Origin of the sequence: Falsochrobactrum ovis (genome assembly GCF_003259955.1) — a bacterium.
Taxonomy (GTDB): domain Bacteria; phylum Pseudomonadota; class Alphaproteobacteria; order Rhizobiales; family Rhizobiaceae; genus Brucella; species Brucella ovis_A.
In genome coordinates, this window is sequence record NZ_QLMK01000001.1 from 81613 (window position 1) to 97103 (window position 15491).

Consider the following 15491-nt stretch of genomic DNA (forward strand, 5'->3'; position numbering starts at 1 on the left):
GGAAAGCAATAACGCGGTTACCCACCTGCACTATCTGGCTTGGTGACAACTATGCGCCCCAAATTGGCTTTGCTTCAAAGCCTTCTGCGCTTGTTCTCTGTCAGCCCTCACAAAAAAGCCGCTGGCAGAAACCAGCGGCTTTATTTCACATCAGATTTTTATTTTATTTCCAGTCGCGAATATCCACGAAATGTCCGGCAATCGCAGCGGCTGCTGCCATGGCTGGCGATACCAGATGCGTGCGTCCCCTAAAGCCCTGACGGCCTTCAAAGTTACGGTTCGATGTGGAAGCGCAGCGCTCACCCGGCTTCAGCCGATCATCATTCATGGCAAGGCACATGGAACAGCCTGGCTCGCGCCAATCAAATCCAGCTTCGATGAAAATTTTGTCCAAGCCTTCAGCCTCAGCCTGTTCTTTGACAAGACCAGATCCCGGCACGACCATCGCCCCAACAGTGGGCGCAACTTTCTTGCCTTCGATCACCTTGGCTGCGGCGCGCAAATCTTCAATACGGCCATTGGTGCAGGAACCAATAAACACGCGATCAATCGCAATATCGGTGATTTTAGTGCCGGGTTTCAGCCCCATATAATCCAGCGCCCGCCACTTTGATGCCCGCTTATTTTCATCTGCGATTTCATCCGGGTTAGGCACAACATCGGTTACCGCAACAACGTCTTCCGGCGACGAGCCCCAAGAAACGATTGGCGAGATTTTGGCAGCGTCGAGTTCGACGATCTTGTCGAAATGCGCACCTTCATCCGAATGCAGCGTTTTCCAGTAACGCAATGCCTGCTCAAACGCTTCGCCCTTGGGCGCACGCGGCTTATCCTTAATATAGGCAAAAGTTGTTTCATCCGGCGCGATCAGGCCAGCGCGTGCACCGCCTTCAATCGACATATTGCAGACGGTCATCCGTCCTTCCATAGAAAGCGAACGAATCGCTGAACCCGCATATTCGATCACATAACCAGTGCCGCCAGCAGTACCAATCTCACCGATAATCGCCAGCGTAATGTCTTTGGCAGTGACCCCCGGAGGCAATTCGCCCTCAACACGCACCAGCATGTTTTTGGCTTTTTTCTGGATCAGCGTCTGCGTTGCCAGCACATGCTCGACCTCAGACGTGCCAATACCATGCGCCAGCGATCCGAAAGCGCCATGGGTCGATGTGTGGCTGTCACCACATACAATCGTCATGCCGGGCAGGGTGAAGCCCTGTTCTGGGCCAACAATATGAACAATGCCCTGGCGCGGATCGCGCTCAGAATAATATTCAACGCCGAAATCGGCAGCATTCTTGGCCAATGCTTCGACCTGAATGCGGCTTTCCTCATTCTTGATCCCGTGGATACGATCAGGAGAAGTCGGCACGTTGTGATCGACAACCGCCAGAGTGCGTTCTGGATGGCGCACTTTGCGACCAGCCAAGCGCAGCCCCTCAAAAGCCTGCGGGCTGGTCACTTCGTGCACAAGATGGCGATCAATATAAAGGAGGCAGGTTCCATCTTCCTGCTGATCCACTACATGGTCATCCCAGATCTTGTCATAAAGTGTACGCGGCGCGCTCATAGAGAGTGTTCCTTTGATGGTTGCTGGCATCGGCAGCGAAACACGATGCGTAATTTAGTTTTCCCCAGCACCGTAGCAAAGCTGTGCAGAGGTTTAGCCTGACAGTCATATGCACCCGCTATTAGCTTTCGTCAAGAAAGCGAAAGCGGAACAGGGTGTCGCAGTAAGATTATTACGCATAAGAGCATAAATTTCACGCATAATTGCGCCTAAAGAAAAAGGCAGCCGAAGCTGCCTTATCCATCTCCAAAGGAGTAATCTTATTCAGCTGCGGCTTTTGCAGCTTTTGCAGCTTCTGCTGCCTTGGCTGCAGCGAGCTTATCAGCTTCGCGTTCAGCCTTGGTGCGATTGTCTTTCCTCTCAGCGATACGAGCTGCCTTACCGGTGAGGCCACGCAGATAGTAAAGCTTCGCGCGGCGAACCTTACCACGGCGAACCACTTCAACGCCTTCAACGATTGGCGAATAGATCGGGAATACACGCTCCACGCCTTCACCGTAAGAAATCTTACGAACAGTGAAATTTTCCTGAATGCCAGCACCCGAACGCGCAATGCAAACGCCTTCATAAGCCTGTACACGGGTACGCGTACCTTCGGTCACGCGGACTTGTACACGAACTGTATCGCCAGGCTGGAAATCAGGAAGCTTGCGCTTTTCTTCGATTTTTGCTGCCTGTTCGGCTTCAAGCTGACGAATAATATCGGTCATCGTCGTACTCCTTCTGAATTCTTCTCAAACAGTCAGAGCGCTCAGCACTCACCGTCCAGCATCTTTGGCCGAGCGGCTATGCCTTTTTGAACAGGCAGGAGCGGTACACCATTTATTGGTTTGCGGATGTCGGATTCTCCGAGCTGGCGCGGCAATACACTATTGTGGCCCATGAATCAATATGACCAAGCAAATTAGCCCCTAAGACTGATTATGAGACTGCTTATGAGACCCTATGCCCCCCAGTACTCAATGCGGTCATTTGCGTTTCTCGTCCATATAGGCTTGCCATAGGTCCGGACGTCGCTCGCGCGTAATACGCTCCGCCTCCCCCTGTCGCCATTTTTCTATGGCCCCGTGATTGCCCGATGTCAGAACATCGGGAATGGAGCGTCCTTCCCATATTTGCGGTCGCGTATAATGCGGATGCTCAAGCAACCCGGTTTCGAAACTTTCCGTCTCGCCGGATTCTCTATTACCCATCACACCGGGCAGCAAACGAACAACCGCATCAAGCAGCACAATAGCTGCCGTCTCCCCACCGGAAAGAATGTAATCGCCGATGGAGATTTCCTCCAAATTACGCCCTTCAATCACCCGCTCATCAACGCCTTCAAAACGCCCGCAAAGAATGATTGCACCGTCGCCCGCAGCCAATTCACGCACCCTGCTTTGCGTCAGCGGTTTGCCACGCGGCGTCATCAGCAGCATTGGCCGACCATCAGCCACACTATCCAGCGCCCGCGCTACCACATCGGCTTTCATCACCATGCCTGCGCCGCCACCCGATGGCGTATCATCGACCATCCGATGTTTGTCTTCCGCAAAATCGCGGATCTGCACCGTATTGAGCGTCCATGTGCCTTCAGCCAGCGCTTTGCCCGCAAGCGAGATACCCAATGGTCCCGGAAACATTTCCGGATAAAGCGTCAGCACAGATGCACGAAAATTACCGCTCCCAGTTTTGGAATTATTATTCTCACTCATCGCTATTCAGACCGCTTTCCAGGCTGCGTCTTTCCATCCGCATCACGATCATCATCGTCATCTTCTTGCGAAATCAGACCGGCTGCAAAAGGCTCTACGCGAATGATGCCCTGATCGAAATTGATCTCAGGAACGGCTGCTTGTGTGAACGGAATCAACATTGGGCGCTTGCCCTTTGCACTCAGTTCAATCAGGTCGCCGCCGCCAAAATCAAATACCGCACTCACCACCCCATGCGAGTTACCATCCTCGTCTAGCGCTTCCAACCCGATCAGATCGGTATGAAAGAACTCGTCCTCTTCCAGATCCTCATCGGGCAATTGCGAACGGTCGATAAATAATTCGGTTCCGTTAAGAGCCTCAGCGGCATTACGATCATTAACGCCCTTAAAGCGCACGACAACGACGGTCTTTGCGGGGCGAATTTCCAACACTTCATAAGCCTTGCCCTGAGCATCATAAAGCATGCCATAATCGGCCAATGCCAAAGGGTCTGCGGTAAATGTCTTAACCCTTACCTCGCCGCGCGTGCCATGGGCGGCACCGATCACGGCTAGCTGGATTGGATTTTCTGGACGGGGCATGGCAATCTCGTTTCTGATATAATTTCCTACCGCTTACCCAATTCCGCTATAAACGCCAAGAAATAACTCGCGCCGCGTTTACGCGCCTGCAACCTGTCGCTGGCAAACTGGTCTTTATAGTTCAACTGCTGAGGCTTAAAAATGAGCAAACAGAGCGAAATTCTCATTCCTGCACGAGCGGACCTGGTCGCCGCACGCGAGGAATGGCTAAAATCGCTCAAAGAAATGCGTCGTCTATCAGAGAATACGCTCGATGCCTATGAGCGTGATACACGCCAATTTCTGCATTTCATGACCCATCATCTTGGCGAACCTCCATCAATCCAGGATATTGCCAACCTGCGTGTCGCCGATCTACGCTCCTATCTGGCCAATCGCCGCAATGAAGGTGCAGCGGCAAGAACATTGGGACGAGGATTGGCCGGCGTGCGTTCATTGTTGCGACATCTGGAAAAGCGCGGCCTTGTTAATGCGGCTGGTGCCAGTGCGATACGCGCACCCCGCCAACCCAAATCCCTGCCAAAACCACTAAGTATTGAAGATGCGCGTCGCGTGGTAACAAGCGGTGAGCAAATGGCGGAAGAGCCATGGATTGCCGCACGCAATGCCGCGGTTCTAACCCTGCTTTATGGTTGCGGTTTGCGTATTTCCGAAGCGCTCGGCTTGCCCGGCGATGCACTTACCGATGATCAGGCGCGGTCCATCACCATCAAAGGCAAGGGCGGCAAATCGCGTATGGTACCGCTCCTGCCCGTGGTGCATAGCGCGGTGGCAGAATATCGCGCACTTTGCCCCTATGATCTGAGTGCCAACAAGCCTTTATTTCGCGGCGCAAAAGGCGGCGTGCTTCATGCAGCAATTATCCAGCGTGAGATGCAAAAAATGCGTGCAGCGCTCGGACTACCGGATAGCGCAACGCCGCATGCGCTGCGCCATTCTTTTGCGACGCATCTTCTTGGGCGCGGCGGTGATTTGCGCACCATTCAGGAATTGCTGGGCCATGCCAGCCTTTCAACCACCCAAGTCTATACCGGCGTCGATCAAGCCCGGCTGCTCGATATTTACGACAAAGCCCATCCACGCGCCTAAAAAAACGGCGAAGTTCATGTCGAACCTCGCCGTATCTTAATTTATTTCAGAAATACCTTACATATGGATCGGCTTTGCGTAAGTCGCCATTGCCGATTCCCGTATAGCTTCTGACATGGTTGGATGCGCATGGCAGGTCCGGGCCAGATCTTCTGAGGAGCCGCCAAACTCCATCAAAACCGCCAGTTCATGGATCATTTCACCGGCATTATAGCCCAAAATATGCGCTCCCAGAACCCGATCCGTCGCCTTGTCAGCGAGGATTTTCACAAAACCGTCCATATGTTGCATGGAGCGCGCCCGACCATTGGCTGTGAACGGGAACTTGCCAACCTTATATTCAACGCCTGCGGCTTTTAGCTCTTCCTCGGTCTTGCCCACGGATGCCACTTCCGGCTGCGTATAGACCACGCTTGGAATGACGTCGAAATTCACATGGCCTGCCTGCCCTGCAATGATCTCGGCAACAGCCACGCCTTCATCCTCTGCCTTATGTGCAAGCATTGGGCCCTGAACCACGTCGCCAATAGCATAAATGCCTTCAACATTGGTGCGCCAACGCTCATCAATAGCAACGCGACCGCGTTCATCCAGATTAACGCCCGCTTCCTGCAAGCCCAGCCCATCCGTATATGGACGACGACCAGTTGCCACCAGAACCACTTCAGCTTCCAGCGTCTGTGCTTCGCCGCCTTTAACCGGCTCAAAAATCACCTTTGCGCCGCCATTGCTGGTTTCGACACCGGTTACCTTCGAACCGAGTTTGAAAGCGATACCTTGCTTTTCCAGCAGACGCTGGAATTGCTTGGATACTTCGCCATCCATGCCGCCCAGCACTTTGTCGAGATATTCGACCACGGTAACTTTGGTGCCAAGACGCGCCCAAACCGAACCCAGTTCAAGGCCAATAACACCGCCACCGACCACGATCATCTGCTCAGGCACCTTGTCAAAGGAAAGCGCACCCGTCGATGATACGATGACCTTTTCATCAAAGGCCACATCCACGCCCGGAATACCGGCAACGTCCGATCCGGTGGCTATGATGATATTCTTTGCTTCAAGCTCTTCAACCGAGCCGTCTTCCGCCGTTACGGAAACCTTGCCTTTGGCAAGAATTTTACCGGTGCCGATATAGGTTTTGATTTTGTTCTTCTTGAACAGAAATTCGATGCCCTGAACATTAGCCTTAACGGTATTATCCTTATGGGCCAGCATCTTTTCCAGATTAAGCTTCGGCGTTCCCACTTCCACGCCCAAAGCCTCAAAGGAATGTCCGGCATCAGAAAAAACTTCTGACGCATGCAAAAGCGCCTTGGATGGAATGCAACCGACATTGAGGCAAGTGCCACCGAAAGTCTTTCGCTTTTCCACCACAGCAACCGAGAGGCCGAGCTGGGCAGCCTTGATTGCGGCTACATAACCGCCCGGGCCGGTGCCGATGACAACCACATCATATGACATTGAACCATCCTTCTTAAGTCTATTGCTTGCAACCTATTATTGGTCGCTATTCTTCTTCCTGAGCGCATCTTTGAAAACGGAATGTTTCCCATTGCAACGGCGTCGCGGGTTTGGCAGCACCAAAATCATAACCGTCTAGCGCAGTCACGAGATCGGGAAACAAAATCGCTTGCGCCGCTGGCTCTTCTGCTTTGGGCAGCACATCAGCTTCAGCATTTTCTTTCAGTGCATAAACGACATTTTGCCAGATGCTGCAATCATCGAAATCTTCCGCCTCATTTCCACCTTCAGAGCAATTATAGGTAATAAGAGCATAGGGCCGCTCGACCGCCTGTTCCGGCCAGATCACCACACCAGATAGCTTGAATTCCGGTGTGTCATTGGCCGTGATTGTAAACTCATTGGTGGGTGCCGGGACAAGCTGCATATCGTTTGTTTGAGCGGGCGTGAAGCTTAAGGTAAATGCATCATCGCGGTCGCGATAGACTGCCCTATTTTGTGTGCATGCCGCTTGAACCGCAGTTGAGAAAACCACCACACCAAGCAAAGAAACGGCGACCAACCTGCAAAGCTTTTTCACATCATGCATCGTTAGTCCTCCGTGTCGATACAATCAGACCCCTATAAACCCGGGCAGCCCGCTATAAATCCCGGCAGACCGCTATAAAACCAGCGCCACAAACATCAAAGCAAGTCCCGCAAGCGATCCGATCCAGACCAATGAGCGAATATAGGGAATCCCGGCCAGATAAAGCGGGATATAAATGATACGCCCGACAAACCACAGCCATGCGCCCCAAATGCCAAAGCCCGCTATATCGCCTTTAAGTACCAGCGCCAGCGCCAGCGCGATAAAGGCCGGATATGTTTCGCGGAAATTAGCAGAAGCACGCTCTGCACGCCCAGCAAGTGCGCCTTTGGGCTTTAACCCTTCATCGCGCGGGCCTGCATTCCATGAAGCGCCAAGTTCTTTTGTTGCTGTCATTGCTTGCAACAAAATATGCACAATGAGCAGAACAGCACTCCAGCCAATTAATGGCAGCAGAGGAGAAGCAGAGAAGATTGTCGGCTCCATCGCGCGCTCCTTTAATTATTCCCCGGCAGATGAGTCTACCGGGGAATATAACCGCTTGATTAGAGATCGAGAACCAGACGCTCCGGATCTTCAAGGCTTTCCTTAACCCGGACAAGGAACGTAACCGCTTCCTTGCCGTCAACAATACGGTGATCATAAGAAAGTGCGAGATACATCATCGGACGAATGACGATCTGGCCACCAACGACAACCGGACGTTCCTGGATTTTGTGCATGCCCAGAATACCCGACTGCGGTGCGTTCAGGATCGGCGAAGACATCAGCGAACCATAAACACCACCATTGGAAATGGTGAAAGTACCGCCCTGCATGTCAGCAACAGAGAGCTTACCATCACGGGCAGCGCGTCCAAGACGGCCGATTTCCTTTTCGATCTCAGCGATCGACAGCTGATCTGCATCCCGAACAACAGGAACCACAAGTCCCTTATCCGTGCCGACAGCTACCCCCACATGAGCGAAGTTTTTATAGATGATGTCATTGCCATCAATTTCAGCATTAACCGCTGGAATTTCCTTGAGCGCATGGGTTACAGCTTTGGTGAAGAAACCCATAAAGCCAAGCTTCACGCCGTGCTTTTTCTCAAAAATTTCCTTGTAACGCTTGCGCAATTCCATAACAGCCGACATGTCGACTTCATTATAGGTCGTCAGCATTGCAGCGGTGTTTTGCGCATCTTTGAGGCGACGCGCAATCGTCTGGCGCAGACGGGTCATGCGCACACGCTCTTCGCGCGCAGCATCATCTGCCGGCGATGCCGGACGTGCTGCGGCGGCTGGCGCTGCGGCGGCTGGTGCCGATATTCCTTTGGCGATTGCGTCAAGAACATCGCCTTTGAGCACTTGACCGCGCTTGCCTGAACCTTCGACCTGATCAGCCGAAATATTGTTTTCGGCCATAAGCTTTGCCGCTGATGGCGCAGGCTGCATAGCCGGACCAGAGGAAGCAGGCGCAGCAGGTGCTGCGGCCGTTGCAGCCGGAGCAGCGGCAGGCTTTGCTTCTTCTTTTTTGGCTGCAGGAGCAGCAGCGGCAGCACCGGCAGTATCAATCTGACCCAGCAGCGCGTTTACTTCAACCGTATCGCCTTCTTGCGCCACGATTTCAGCCAAAACGCCTGCGGCAGCAGCCGGGACTTCCACAGTCACCTTATCGGTTTCCAGCTCAACAAGCGGTTCATCGATAGCAACAGCTTCGCCGACCTGCTTGAACCATTTTCCGATGGTTGCCTCGGTAACGGACTCCCCAAGCGTGGGAACGCGGATTTCGGTAGCCATGGTTTTTTCTTCCGTTAATCTACAAACTTTGAATTTTCATAATGCCATTGGAGCAGCAACAAAGCTGCTCCAGACAGGTAAGCTCATCAATTGCCCAGTGCATCCTCAAGGAAAGCGGCCAACTGTTCAAGATGCTTCGACATCAGACCCGTCGCTGGCGATGCTGCCGCAGGACGTCCCGCATAGCGAACACGTTGATGCTTGGCATCAATATGGGCAAGTACCCATTCCAAATATGGATCGATGAAAGACCATGCGCCCATATTTTTCGGCTCTTCCTGACACCAGACAATTTCTGCCTGACGGAAGCGGGACAGCTCATTGATGAGCGCCTTGGCCGGGAACGGATAAAGCTGTTCCACACGCAGCAGATAAATATCGTCAATGCCACGCTTTTCGCGCTCTTCATAAAGGTCATAATAGACTTTGCCCGAACAGAGCACGACACGGCGGATCTTTGAGTCTTTCTGTAGCTTGATGCCTTCATTTTTATTGTACTGCGCATCATCCCACAGCAAGCGATGGAACGATGAATCGCCTGAAAGCTCGCTCAGCGATGACACAGCCCGCTTGTGGCGCAACAGGGATTTCGGTGTCATCAGAATAAGCGGCTTGCGGAAATCACGCTTCATCTGACGGCGCAGAATATGGAAGTAGTTTGCCGGCGTGGTGCAATTTGCAACCTGCATATTATCTTCCGCACAAAGCTGCAGGAAGCGTTCCAACCGCGCAGAAGAGTGCTCCGGACCCTGCCCTTCATAACCATGTGGCAGCAGGCAGACGAGACCTGACATGCGCAACCATTTGCGTTCACCCGACGAGATGAACTGGTCAAACAACACCTGCGCACCATTGGCAAAGTCACCAAACTGCGCTTCCCACAGAACGAGCGCTCTTGGGTCCGAAAGCGAATAGCCATATTCGTAACCAAGAACCGCTTCTTCCGAAAGCATCGAGTTGATAGCTTCGTAGATCGCCTGCCCCTTCTGAAGATTATTCAGCGGAATATAACGATCCTGCGTTTGCTGGTCATAAAGAACAGAATGCCGCTGCGAGAAGGTGCCACGTTCAACATCTTGCCCTGAAAGACGAATCGGATGCCCTTCAAGCGCAAGCGAACCAAAAGCCAGCGCTTCACCGGTTGCCCAATCAATTCCCTCACCCGTTTCAAACATTTTGGCACGGTTGTCGAGGAAACGTTGAATCGTACGGTGAACGTTGAAATCCTTTGGAACCTCCACCAGCTTCTTGCCGATTTCCTTGAGCGTCTTGAGCGGAACTCCGGTCTTGCCGCGGCGTGGTTCATCCGCATTATCCGCTGTGCGCAGGCCAGTCCAAGCACCGTCCAGCCAGTCGGCCTTATTCGGCTTATAGCTTTGACCCGCTTCAAATTCCTGCTCCAGATGCGCACGCCAATCGGCTTTCATCTGATCGATTTCAGCCTGCGTAACCAGACCTTCTGCTATTAGTTTCTCGCTATAAAGCTGAACCGTCGTCTTATGCGCGCGGATCTCTTTATACATCAATGGCTGCGTGAATGACGGCTCATCGCCCTCATTATGGCCAAAGCGGCGATAGCAGAACATGTCGATGACGACAGGCTTATGGAAGGTCATGCGGAATTCTGTTGCAACTTTCGCAGCAAACACCACCGCTTCCGGATCGTCACCATTAACGTGGAAAATCGGCGCTTCAATCATCTTGGCCACATCCGATGGATAAGGCGATGAGCGCGAATAGGCCGGATTGGTGGTAAAGCCAATCTGGTTATTGATGATGAAATGGACAGTCCCAGCCACGCGGTGGCCCTTAAGACCAGACAGACCAAGACACTCAGCCACTACACCCTGGCCCGCAAAAGCCGCATCACCATGCAGCAGAAGCGGCAGAACCTTGGCCCGCTCCGTCAATGGCACCATATCGTCACGGGTACGACCAACCAGCAAATCCTGTTTAGCGCGTGCCTTACCCATGACCACTGGGTTAACGATTTCCAGATGCGACGGATTGGCTGTCAGCGAAAGATGGACCGAATTGCCATCAAATTCACGATCAGACGACGCACCCAAATGGTACTTAACGTCACCTGAACCTTCCACATCATCGGGCGCAAAGGAACCACCCTTGAATTCATGGAAAATAGCGCGATGCGGCTTGCCCATAACCTGTGAAAGCACGTTGAGACGGCCACGATGCGCCATGCCCAAAACAACTTCCTTCAGGCCCAGCTGACCACCACGCTTAATGATCTGTTCAAGCGCTGGAATGAGCGATTCCCCGCCATCCAGACCAAAACGCTTGGTGCCTTTATATTTCACGTCCAGAAATTGCTCGAAGCCTTCCGCCGCAATCAGCTTGGAAAGAATTGCTTTTTTGCCTTCTGGCGTAAAAGCAAACCCCTTGCCCGGACCTTCAATGCGCTCCTGAATCCATGATTTTTCCGCCGGATTGGAAATATGCATGAACTCAACGCCAATGGTTGAGCAATAGGTGCGCTTCAAAATATCGAGCATTTCCGGAATGGTCGCATATTCGAGACCAAGCACATTGTCGATAAAGATTTTGCGATCATAATCCGCTGGCGTAAAGCCGTAATTTTCAGGCTCCAACTCGTTATAATCATTCGGCTTTTCCGCAAGGCCGAGCGGGTCGAGATTGGCATGCAGATGGCCACGCATACGATAGGCCCGGATCATCATGATCGCATGTACGCTATCACGGGCTGCACGGGTCAATTCGTCTTCGGTCAAAGAACCCGCAGCGCCATTGGCAGTCTGCGCTTCGCCCTTGGCCGATTTGGCTTTGAGTTTATCGGTGACATGTTTTTCAACATCAGCCCAATTGCCATCCAGCGCGGAAACCAGTTCGCCGCTTTCGGGCAATGGCCAGTTTTTCCGGGTCCAGGAAGCGCCTGCAGCATTTTTGCGAACATCATCAGCATCGTCCTGAAGCTGCGCGAAAAAATCGCGCCACTGCGGATCGACCGATGACGGATCGTCCTGATATTTGGCGTATAGCTCCTCGATATAGTCGGCATTGCCACCATAGAGGAACGAGGTAAGGGCGAAAACGTCGTTGGCTTGTTCTTGCCTTGCCATAGCCTATCCGGAGCTTTCCGCTCCGTCTCCTTTAAACGGCTCATTTAGCGCGGGCCGGAAGTTACTGAAACCTTCTTCCCTCACGCCGCCAGGGGGGAGCCGCAACGATCCCCGGCAAAATCTCGGTTGCACGCCAGAAGGGCAGCTTGCCACTTCTATTGCCGGAACGGTCCGGCGCCTATGCCAATCCCGGCAGCGACTTTCGCCACCGCCGGGGAATATTCAAGACAATAGCCAGCCTTAGCCTTTCAACACTTCGACAAGCGTCTTGCCGAGTTGTGCTGGCGATGGCGAGACGCGAATGCCCGCCGCTTCCATGGCCGCAATCTTGTCTTCCGCGCCGCCCTTGCCGCCAGAAATGACCGCTCCAGCATGGCCCATAGTGCGGCCTTCTGGTGCGGTACGACCGGCAATAAAGCCAACCATAGGTTTCTTGCGGCCACGCTTGGCTTCGTCCTTGATGAACTGCGCTGCTTCTTCCTCAGCCGAGCCGCCGATTTCGCCGATCATGACAATCGACTGGGTTTCATCATCGGCCAGGAACATTTCCAGCACGTCAATGAATTCAGTGCCCTTGACCGGATCGCCGCCAATACCAACAGCAGTTGTCTGGCCAAGACCTTCATTAGTGGTCTGAAACACTGCTTCATAGGTAAGCGTGCCCGAGCGGGATACAACACCCACCGAACCCTTCTTGAAGATATTGCCTGGCATAATGCCGATCTTGCATTCTTCAGGTGTCAAAATACCGGGGCAGTTCGGACCAAGCAGGCGCGACTTTGAGCGCTCCAAACGCTCTTTGACGCGAACCATATCCATGACCGGAATGCCTTCGGTGATGCAGACAATGAAACCAATCTCAGCTTCGATTGCTTCAATGATCGCATCCGCGGCACCTGCTGGCGGAACATAGATCACTGATGCATCTGCACCCGTGCGTTCCTTGCCTTCGGCTACCGTTGCAAAAATTGGAAGGTTTTCGCCACCCGCGCCCGTCCAGGTTTCGCCACCCTTTTTCGGATGAACACCACCGACCATCTGCGTGCCATAATAGGCCAGCGCCTGCTCGGTATGAAAAGTTCCGGTCTTACCAGTCAGGCCCTGTACGAGAACCTTGGTGTCCTTGTTAACAAGAATGGACATGCCTTAATTCCCCTTCACTGCGGCAACGATTTTCTGCGCCGCGTCGTCGAGATCGTCGGCCGAAATAACGTTCAGACCGCTCTCGTTGATGATTTTTTTGCCAAGCTCAACATTGGTGCCTTCAAGCCGGACCACCAGCGGAACTTTGAGCCCCACTTCCTTGACCGCTGCAATGACACCTTCCGCGATCACATCGCACTTCATGATGCCACCAAAGATATTGACCAAAATGCCTTCAACGGCTGGGTCAGCAGTGATGATCTTAAATGCGGAAGTTACTTTTTCCTTGGTAGCGCCGCCGCCAACATCGAGGAAGTTAGCAGGTTCTGCACCATAGAGCTTGATGATATCCATGGTAGCCATGGCCAGGCCCGCACCATTGACCATGCAGCCAATATTGCCGTCCAGTGCGACGTAAGCGAGATCGTGCTTGGAAGCTTCGATTTCCTTCTCGTCTTCTTCGGAAAGGTCGCGCAGTTCGAGAATATCCGCATGGCGGTAAAGCGCATTGCCGTCGAACGATACTTTCGCATCCAGAACGCGCAAACGACCATCTTTCATGACGATCAGCGGGTTGACTTCGAGAAGGCTCATATCCTTTTCGGTAAACGCTTTGTAGAGGATCGGAAACAGCTTCAGACCATCTTCACGCGCTTCGCCTTCAAGCGCCAACGCATCAGCCAGCTTGGCAGCATCTTCATCGGTCACGCCCTTGGCCGGATCAATCGCAACAGTGATGATCTTTTCTGGCGTTTCTTCAGCAACCGCTTCAATGTCCATACCGCCTTCGGTCGAAACGACAAAAGCCGGACGACCAACCGTGCGATCGATCAGCAGCGAGAGATAAAGCTCGCGCTCAATATCTGCGCCATCTTCGATGTAAATCCGATTGACCTGCTTGCCAGCAGGACCGGTTTGCTTGGTTACCAGCGTATTACCCAGCATTTCTTTGGCGTGGGCGACAACTTCTTCAATCGACTTTGCCAGACGAACACCGCCCTTGGCATCTTCAGGCAGTTCTTTGAACTTGCCCTTGCCACGTCCGCCAGCATGGATCTGGCTTTTGACGACATAAAGCGGTCCGGGAAGCGTCTTTGCCCATTCTTCTGCCTGTTCGACAGAATAAACAGCCACACCATTGGCGATCGGCGCGCCGTAGGTGTGAAGCAGGCGCTTGGCCTGGTATTCGTGAATATTCATCTGGTTGCCCTCTGCGGATGCCCGGGTTCGACCGGTACGGATTGACAGCCGGAAAAGGCGGGAGCCACTCTGGCAACCCCGCCTTATCTGGAACTTATTTCAGTGAGGGCGCAATGCCAATGCATGCCTCACAAAGACCGGCGACTGACGCCACCGACTTTTCAAATTCACTCTTTTCGTCGCTATTTAGATCAATCTCAATGATGCGCTCAACACCGTTAGCACCAATAACGACCGGAACACCGACATACATGTCTTTGACGCCATATTGACCGGAAAGCTGTGCTGCGACAGGCAAAACGCGCTTTTTGTCCTTGAGATAGGATTCAGCCATGGCAATAGCTGAAGAAGCCGGTGCGTAGAAAGCCGATCCTGTCTTGAGCAGACCAACAATCTCCGCGCCGCCATCACGGGTGCGCTGGATGATTTGATCAAGCTTTTCCTGGCTCGTCCAACCCATCTTCACCAGATCAGGCAGCGGAATGCCAGCTACGGTTGAATAGCGCGCCAATGGAACCATCGTGTCGCCATGTCCACCCAGCACGAATGCGGTAACATCTTCAACCGACACATTGAATTCTTCCGACAGGAAATAGCGGAAACGAGCACTATCGAGAACGCCGGCCATGCCGACAACTTTATGCGCTGGCAGGCCAGAGAATTTCTGCAATGCCCAGACCATGGCATCAAGCGGGTTGGTGATGCAAATAACAAAAGCATCGGGTGCATATTTTGCAATGCCTGCGCCAACCTGCTCCATCACTTTAAGATTGATACCCAAAAGATCGTCGCGGCTCATGCCCGGCTTACGCGGCACACCTGCAGTTACGATAACAACATCTGCACCTTCAATGGCTGCATAATCATTTGCGCCAGTGAATTTCGCGTCAAAACCATCAACGGGGGAAGATTCTGCAATATCCAGCCCTTTGCCCTGCGGAATACCTTCCGCAATATCAAAAAGGACAACATCGCCGAGTTCTTTCAGCCCAGCGAGATGGGCGAGCGTGCCGCCGATCATGCCAGATCCGATGAGAGCAATCTTGTTGCGTGCCATGATTGTTTCTTTCCTCAATTTTGATCCAGAAATGCATCAAGCCGATCCCGAGACTGCCCGGAAACCCTGAAGCGCTGCCATGCTCGATAGAGCTCTTTTCCAAAAAACTCAACTCATTTATTCACGATCAATGTTTTCAATCGGTTAGATTTAAATGGACTTACGTAAACGTAAAGATTTTTGGCAAAATCAGTCCTCCCGCGTCACCGCTATTCT

General features: G+C 52.8%; 13 protein-coding genes. 1 reads left to right on the plus strand and 12 read right to left on the minus strand.

The genetic code is table 11. The features are described 5' to 3' along the window. Nucleotides 1-163: 163 nt before the first annotated feature. The 4 genes from leuC to rimM form a co-directional block, all read right to left on the minus strand. Nucleotides 164-1573, minus strand: a complete 1410-nt coding sequence (leuC, locus tag C7374_RS00405; protein ID WP_111574219.1) for a 3-isopropylmalate dehydratase large subunit — start codon at nucleotides 1571-1573, stop codon at nucleotides 164-166. 260 nt (nucleotides 1574-1833) lie between these two features. Beyond that, nucleotides 1834-2283, minus strand: coding sequence for a 50S ribosomal protein L19 (rplS, locus tag C7374_RS00410; RefSeq protein WP_111573646.1), 450 nt, complete (start codon nucleotides 2281-2283; stop codon nucleotides 1834-1836). A gap of 258 nt (nucleotides 2284-2541) precedes the next feature. Beyond that, nucleotides 2542-3270 carry a tRNA (guanosine(37)-N1)-methyltransferase TrmD gene (gene trmD, locus C7374_RS00415; RefSeq protein WP_111573647.1) on the minus strand — a complete coding sequence of 243 codons (729 nt, stop codon included), beginning with the start codon at nucleotides 3268-3270 and terminating at the stop codon, nucleotides 2542-2544. A gap of 2 nt (nucleotides 3271-3272) precedes the next feature. Continuing rightward, nucleotides 3273-3854 (minus strand): ribosome maturation factor RimM, encoded by a 582-nt coding sequence (gene rimM, locus C7374_RS00420; protein WP_111573648.1) that lies wholly within the window; start codon nucleotides 3852-3854, stop codon nucleotides 3273-3275. 141 nt (nucleotides 3855-3995) lie between these two features. Between rimM and C7374_RS00425 the strand changes: the two genes are divergently transcribed. Next, complete coding sequence (locus C7374_RS00425) at nucleotides 3996-4943, plus strand: tyrosine recombinase XerC (protein ID WP_111573649.1); 948 nt, start codon at nucleotides 3996-3998, stop codon at nucleotides 4941-4943. Between the two features lie 57 nt (nucleotides 4944-5000). On the opposite strand, the gene lpdA is transcribed toward C7374_RS00425, so the two are convergent. The 8 genes from lpdA to mdh all read right to left on the minus strand — a co-directional run bounded on the left by lpdA (nucleotide 5001) and on the right by mdh (nucleotide 15275). Next, nucleotides 5001-6407 (minus strand): dihydrolipoyl dehydrogenase, encoded by a 1407-nt coding sequence (gene lpdA / locus C7374_RS00430; RefSeq protein ID WP_111573650.1) that lies wholly within the window; start codon nucleotides 6405-6407, stop codon nucleotides 5001-5003. Between the two features lie 46 nt (nucleotides 6408-6453). After that, the gene (locus C7374_RS00435) at nucleotides 6454-6996 is read right to left on the minus strand and encodes a hypothetical protein (protein ID WP_111573651.1); all 543 of its coding nucleotides are present in this window, start codon (nucleotides 6994-6996) and stop codon (nucleotides 6454-6456) included. Nucleotides 6997-7068: 72 nt separating this feature from the next. Continuing rightward, nucleotides 7069-7482 carry an MAPEG family protein gene (locus C7374_RS00440; protein WP_111573652.1) on the minus strand — a complete coding sequence of 138 codons (414 nt, stop codon included), beginning with the start codon at nucleotides 7480-7482 and terminating at the stop codon, nucleotides 7069-7071. Nucleotides 7483-7541: 59 nt separating this feature from the next. Next, nucleotides 7542-8777 (minus strand): 2-oxoglutarate dehydrogenase complex dihydrolipoyllysine-residue succinyltransferase, encoded by a 1236-nt coding sequence (gene odhB, locus C7374_RS00445; protein WP_111573653.1) that lies wholly within the window; start codon nucleotides 8775-8777, stop codon nucleotides 7542-7544. An 86-nt stretch (nucleotides 8778-8863) separates the two neighbouring features. Next, nucleotides 8864-11875, minus strand: coding sequence for a 2-oxoglutarate dehydrogenase E1 component (locus C7374_RS00450; protein ID WP_111573654.1), 3012 nt, complete (start codon nucleotides 11873-11875; stop codon nucleotides 8864-8866). A 240-nt stretch (nucleotides 11876-12115) separates the two neighbouring features. Beyond that, entirely contained in the window at nucleotides 12116-13018 is a 903-nt protein-coding gene (sucD, locus tag C7374_RS00455; protein ID WP_111573655.1) for a succinate--CoA ligase subunit alpha, read from the minus strand. A gap of 3 nt (nucleotides 13019-13021) precedes the next feature. Beyond that, complete coding sequence (gene sucC, locus C7374_RS00460) at nucleotides 13022-14218, minus strand: ADP-forming succinate--CoA ligase subunit beta (protein ID WP_245412546.1); 1197 nt, start codon at nucleotides 14216-14218, stop codon at nucleotides 13022-13024. A gap of 94 nt (nucleotides 14219-14312) precedes the next feature. Continuing rightward, a complete protein-coding gene (mdh, locus tag C7374_RS00465; RefSeq protein ID WP_111573657.1) occupies nucleotides 14313-15275 on the minus strand; it encodes a malate dehydrogenase in 963 nt (320 codons plus the stop codon). Nucleotides 15276-15491: the final 216 nt, after the last annotated feature.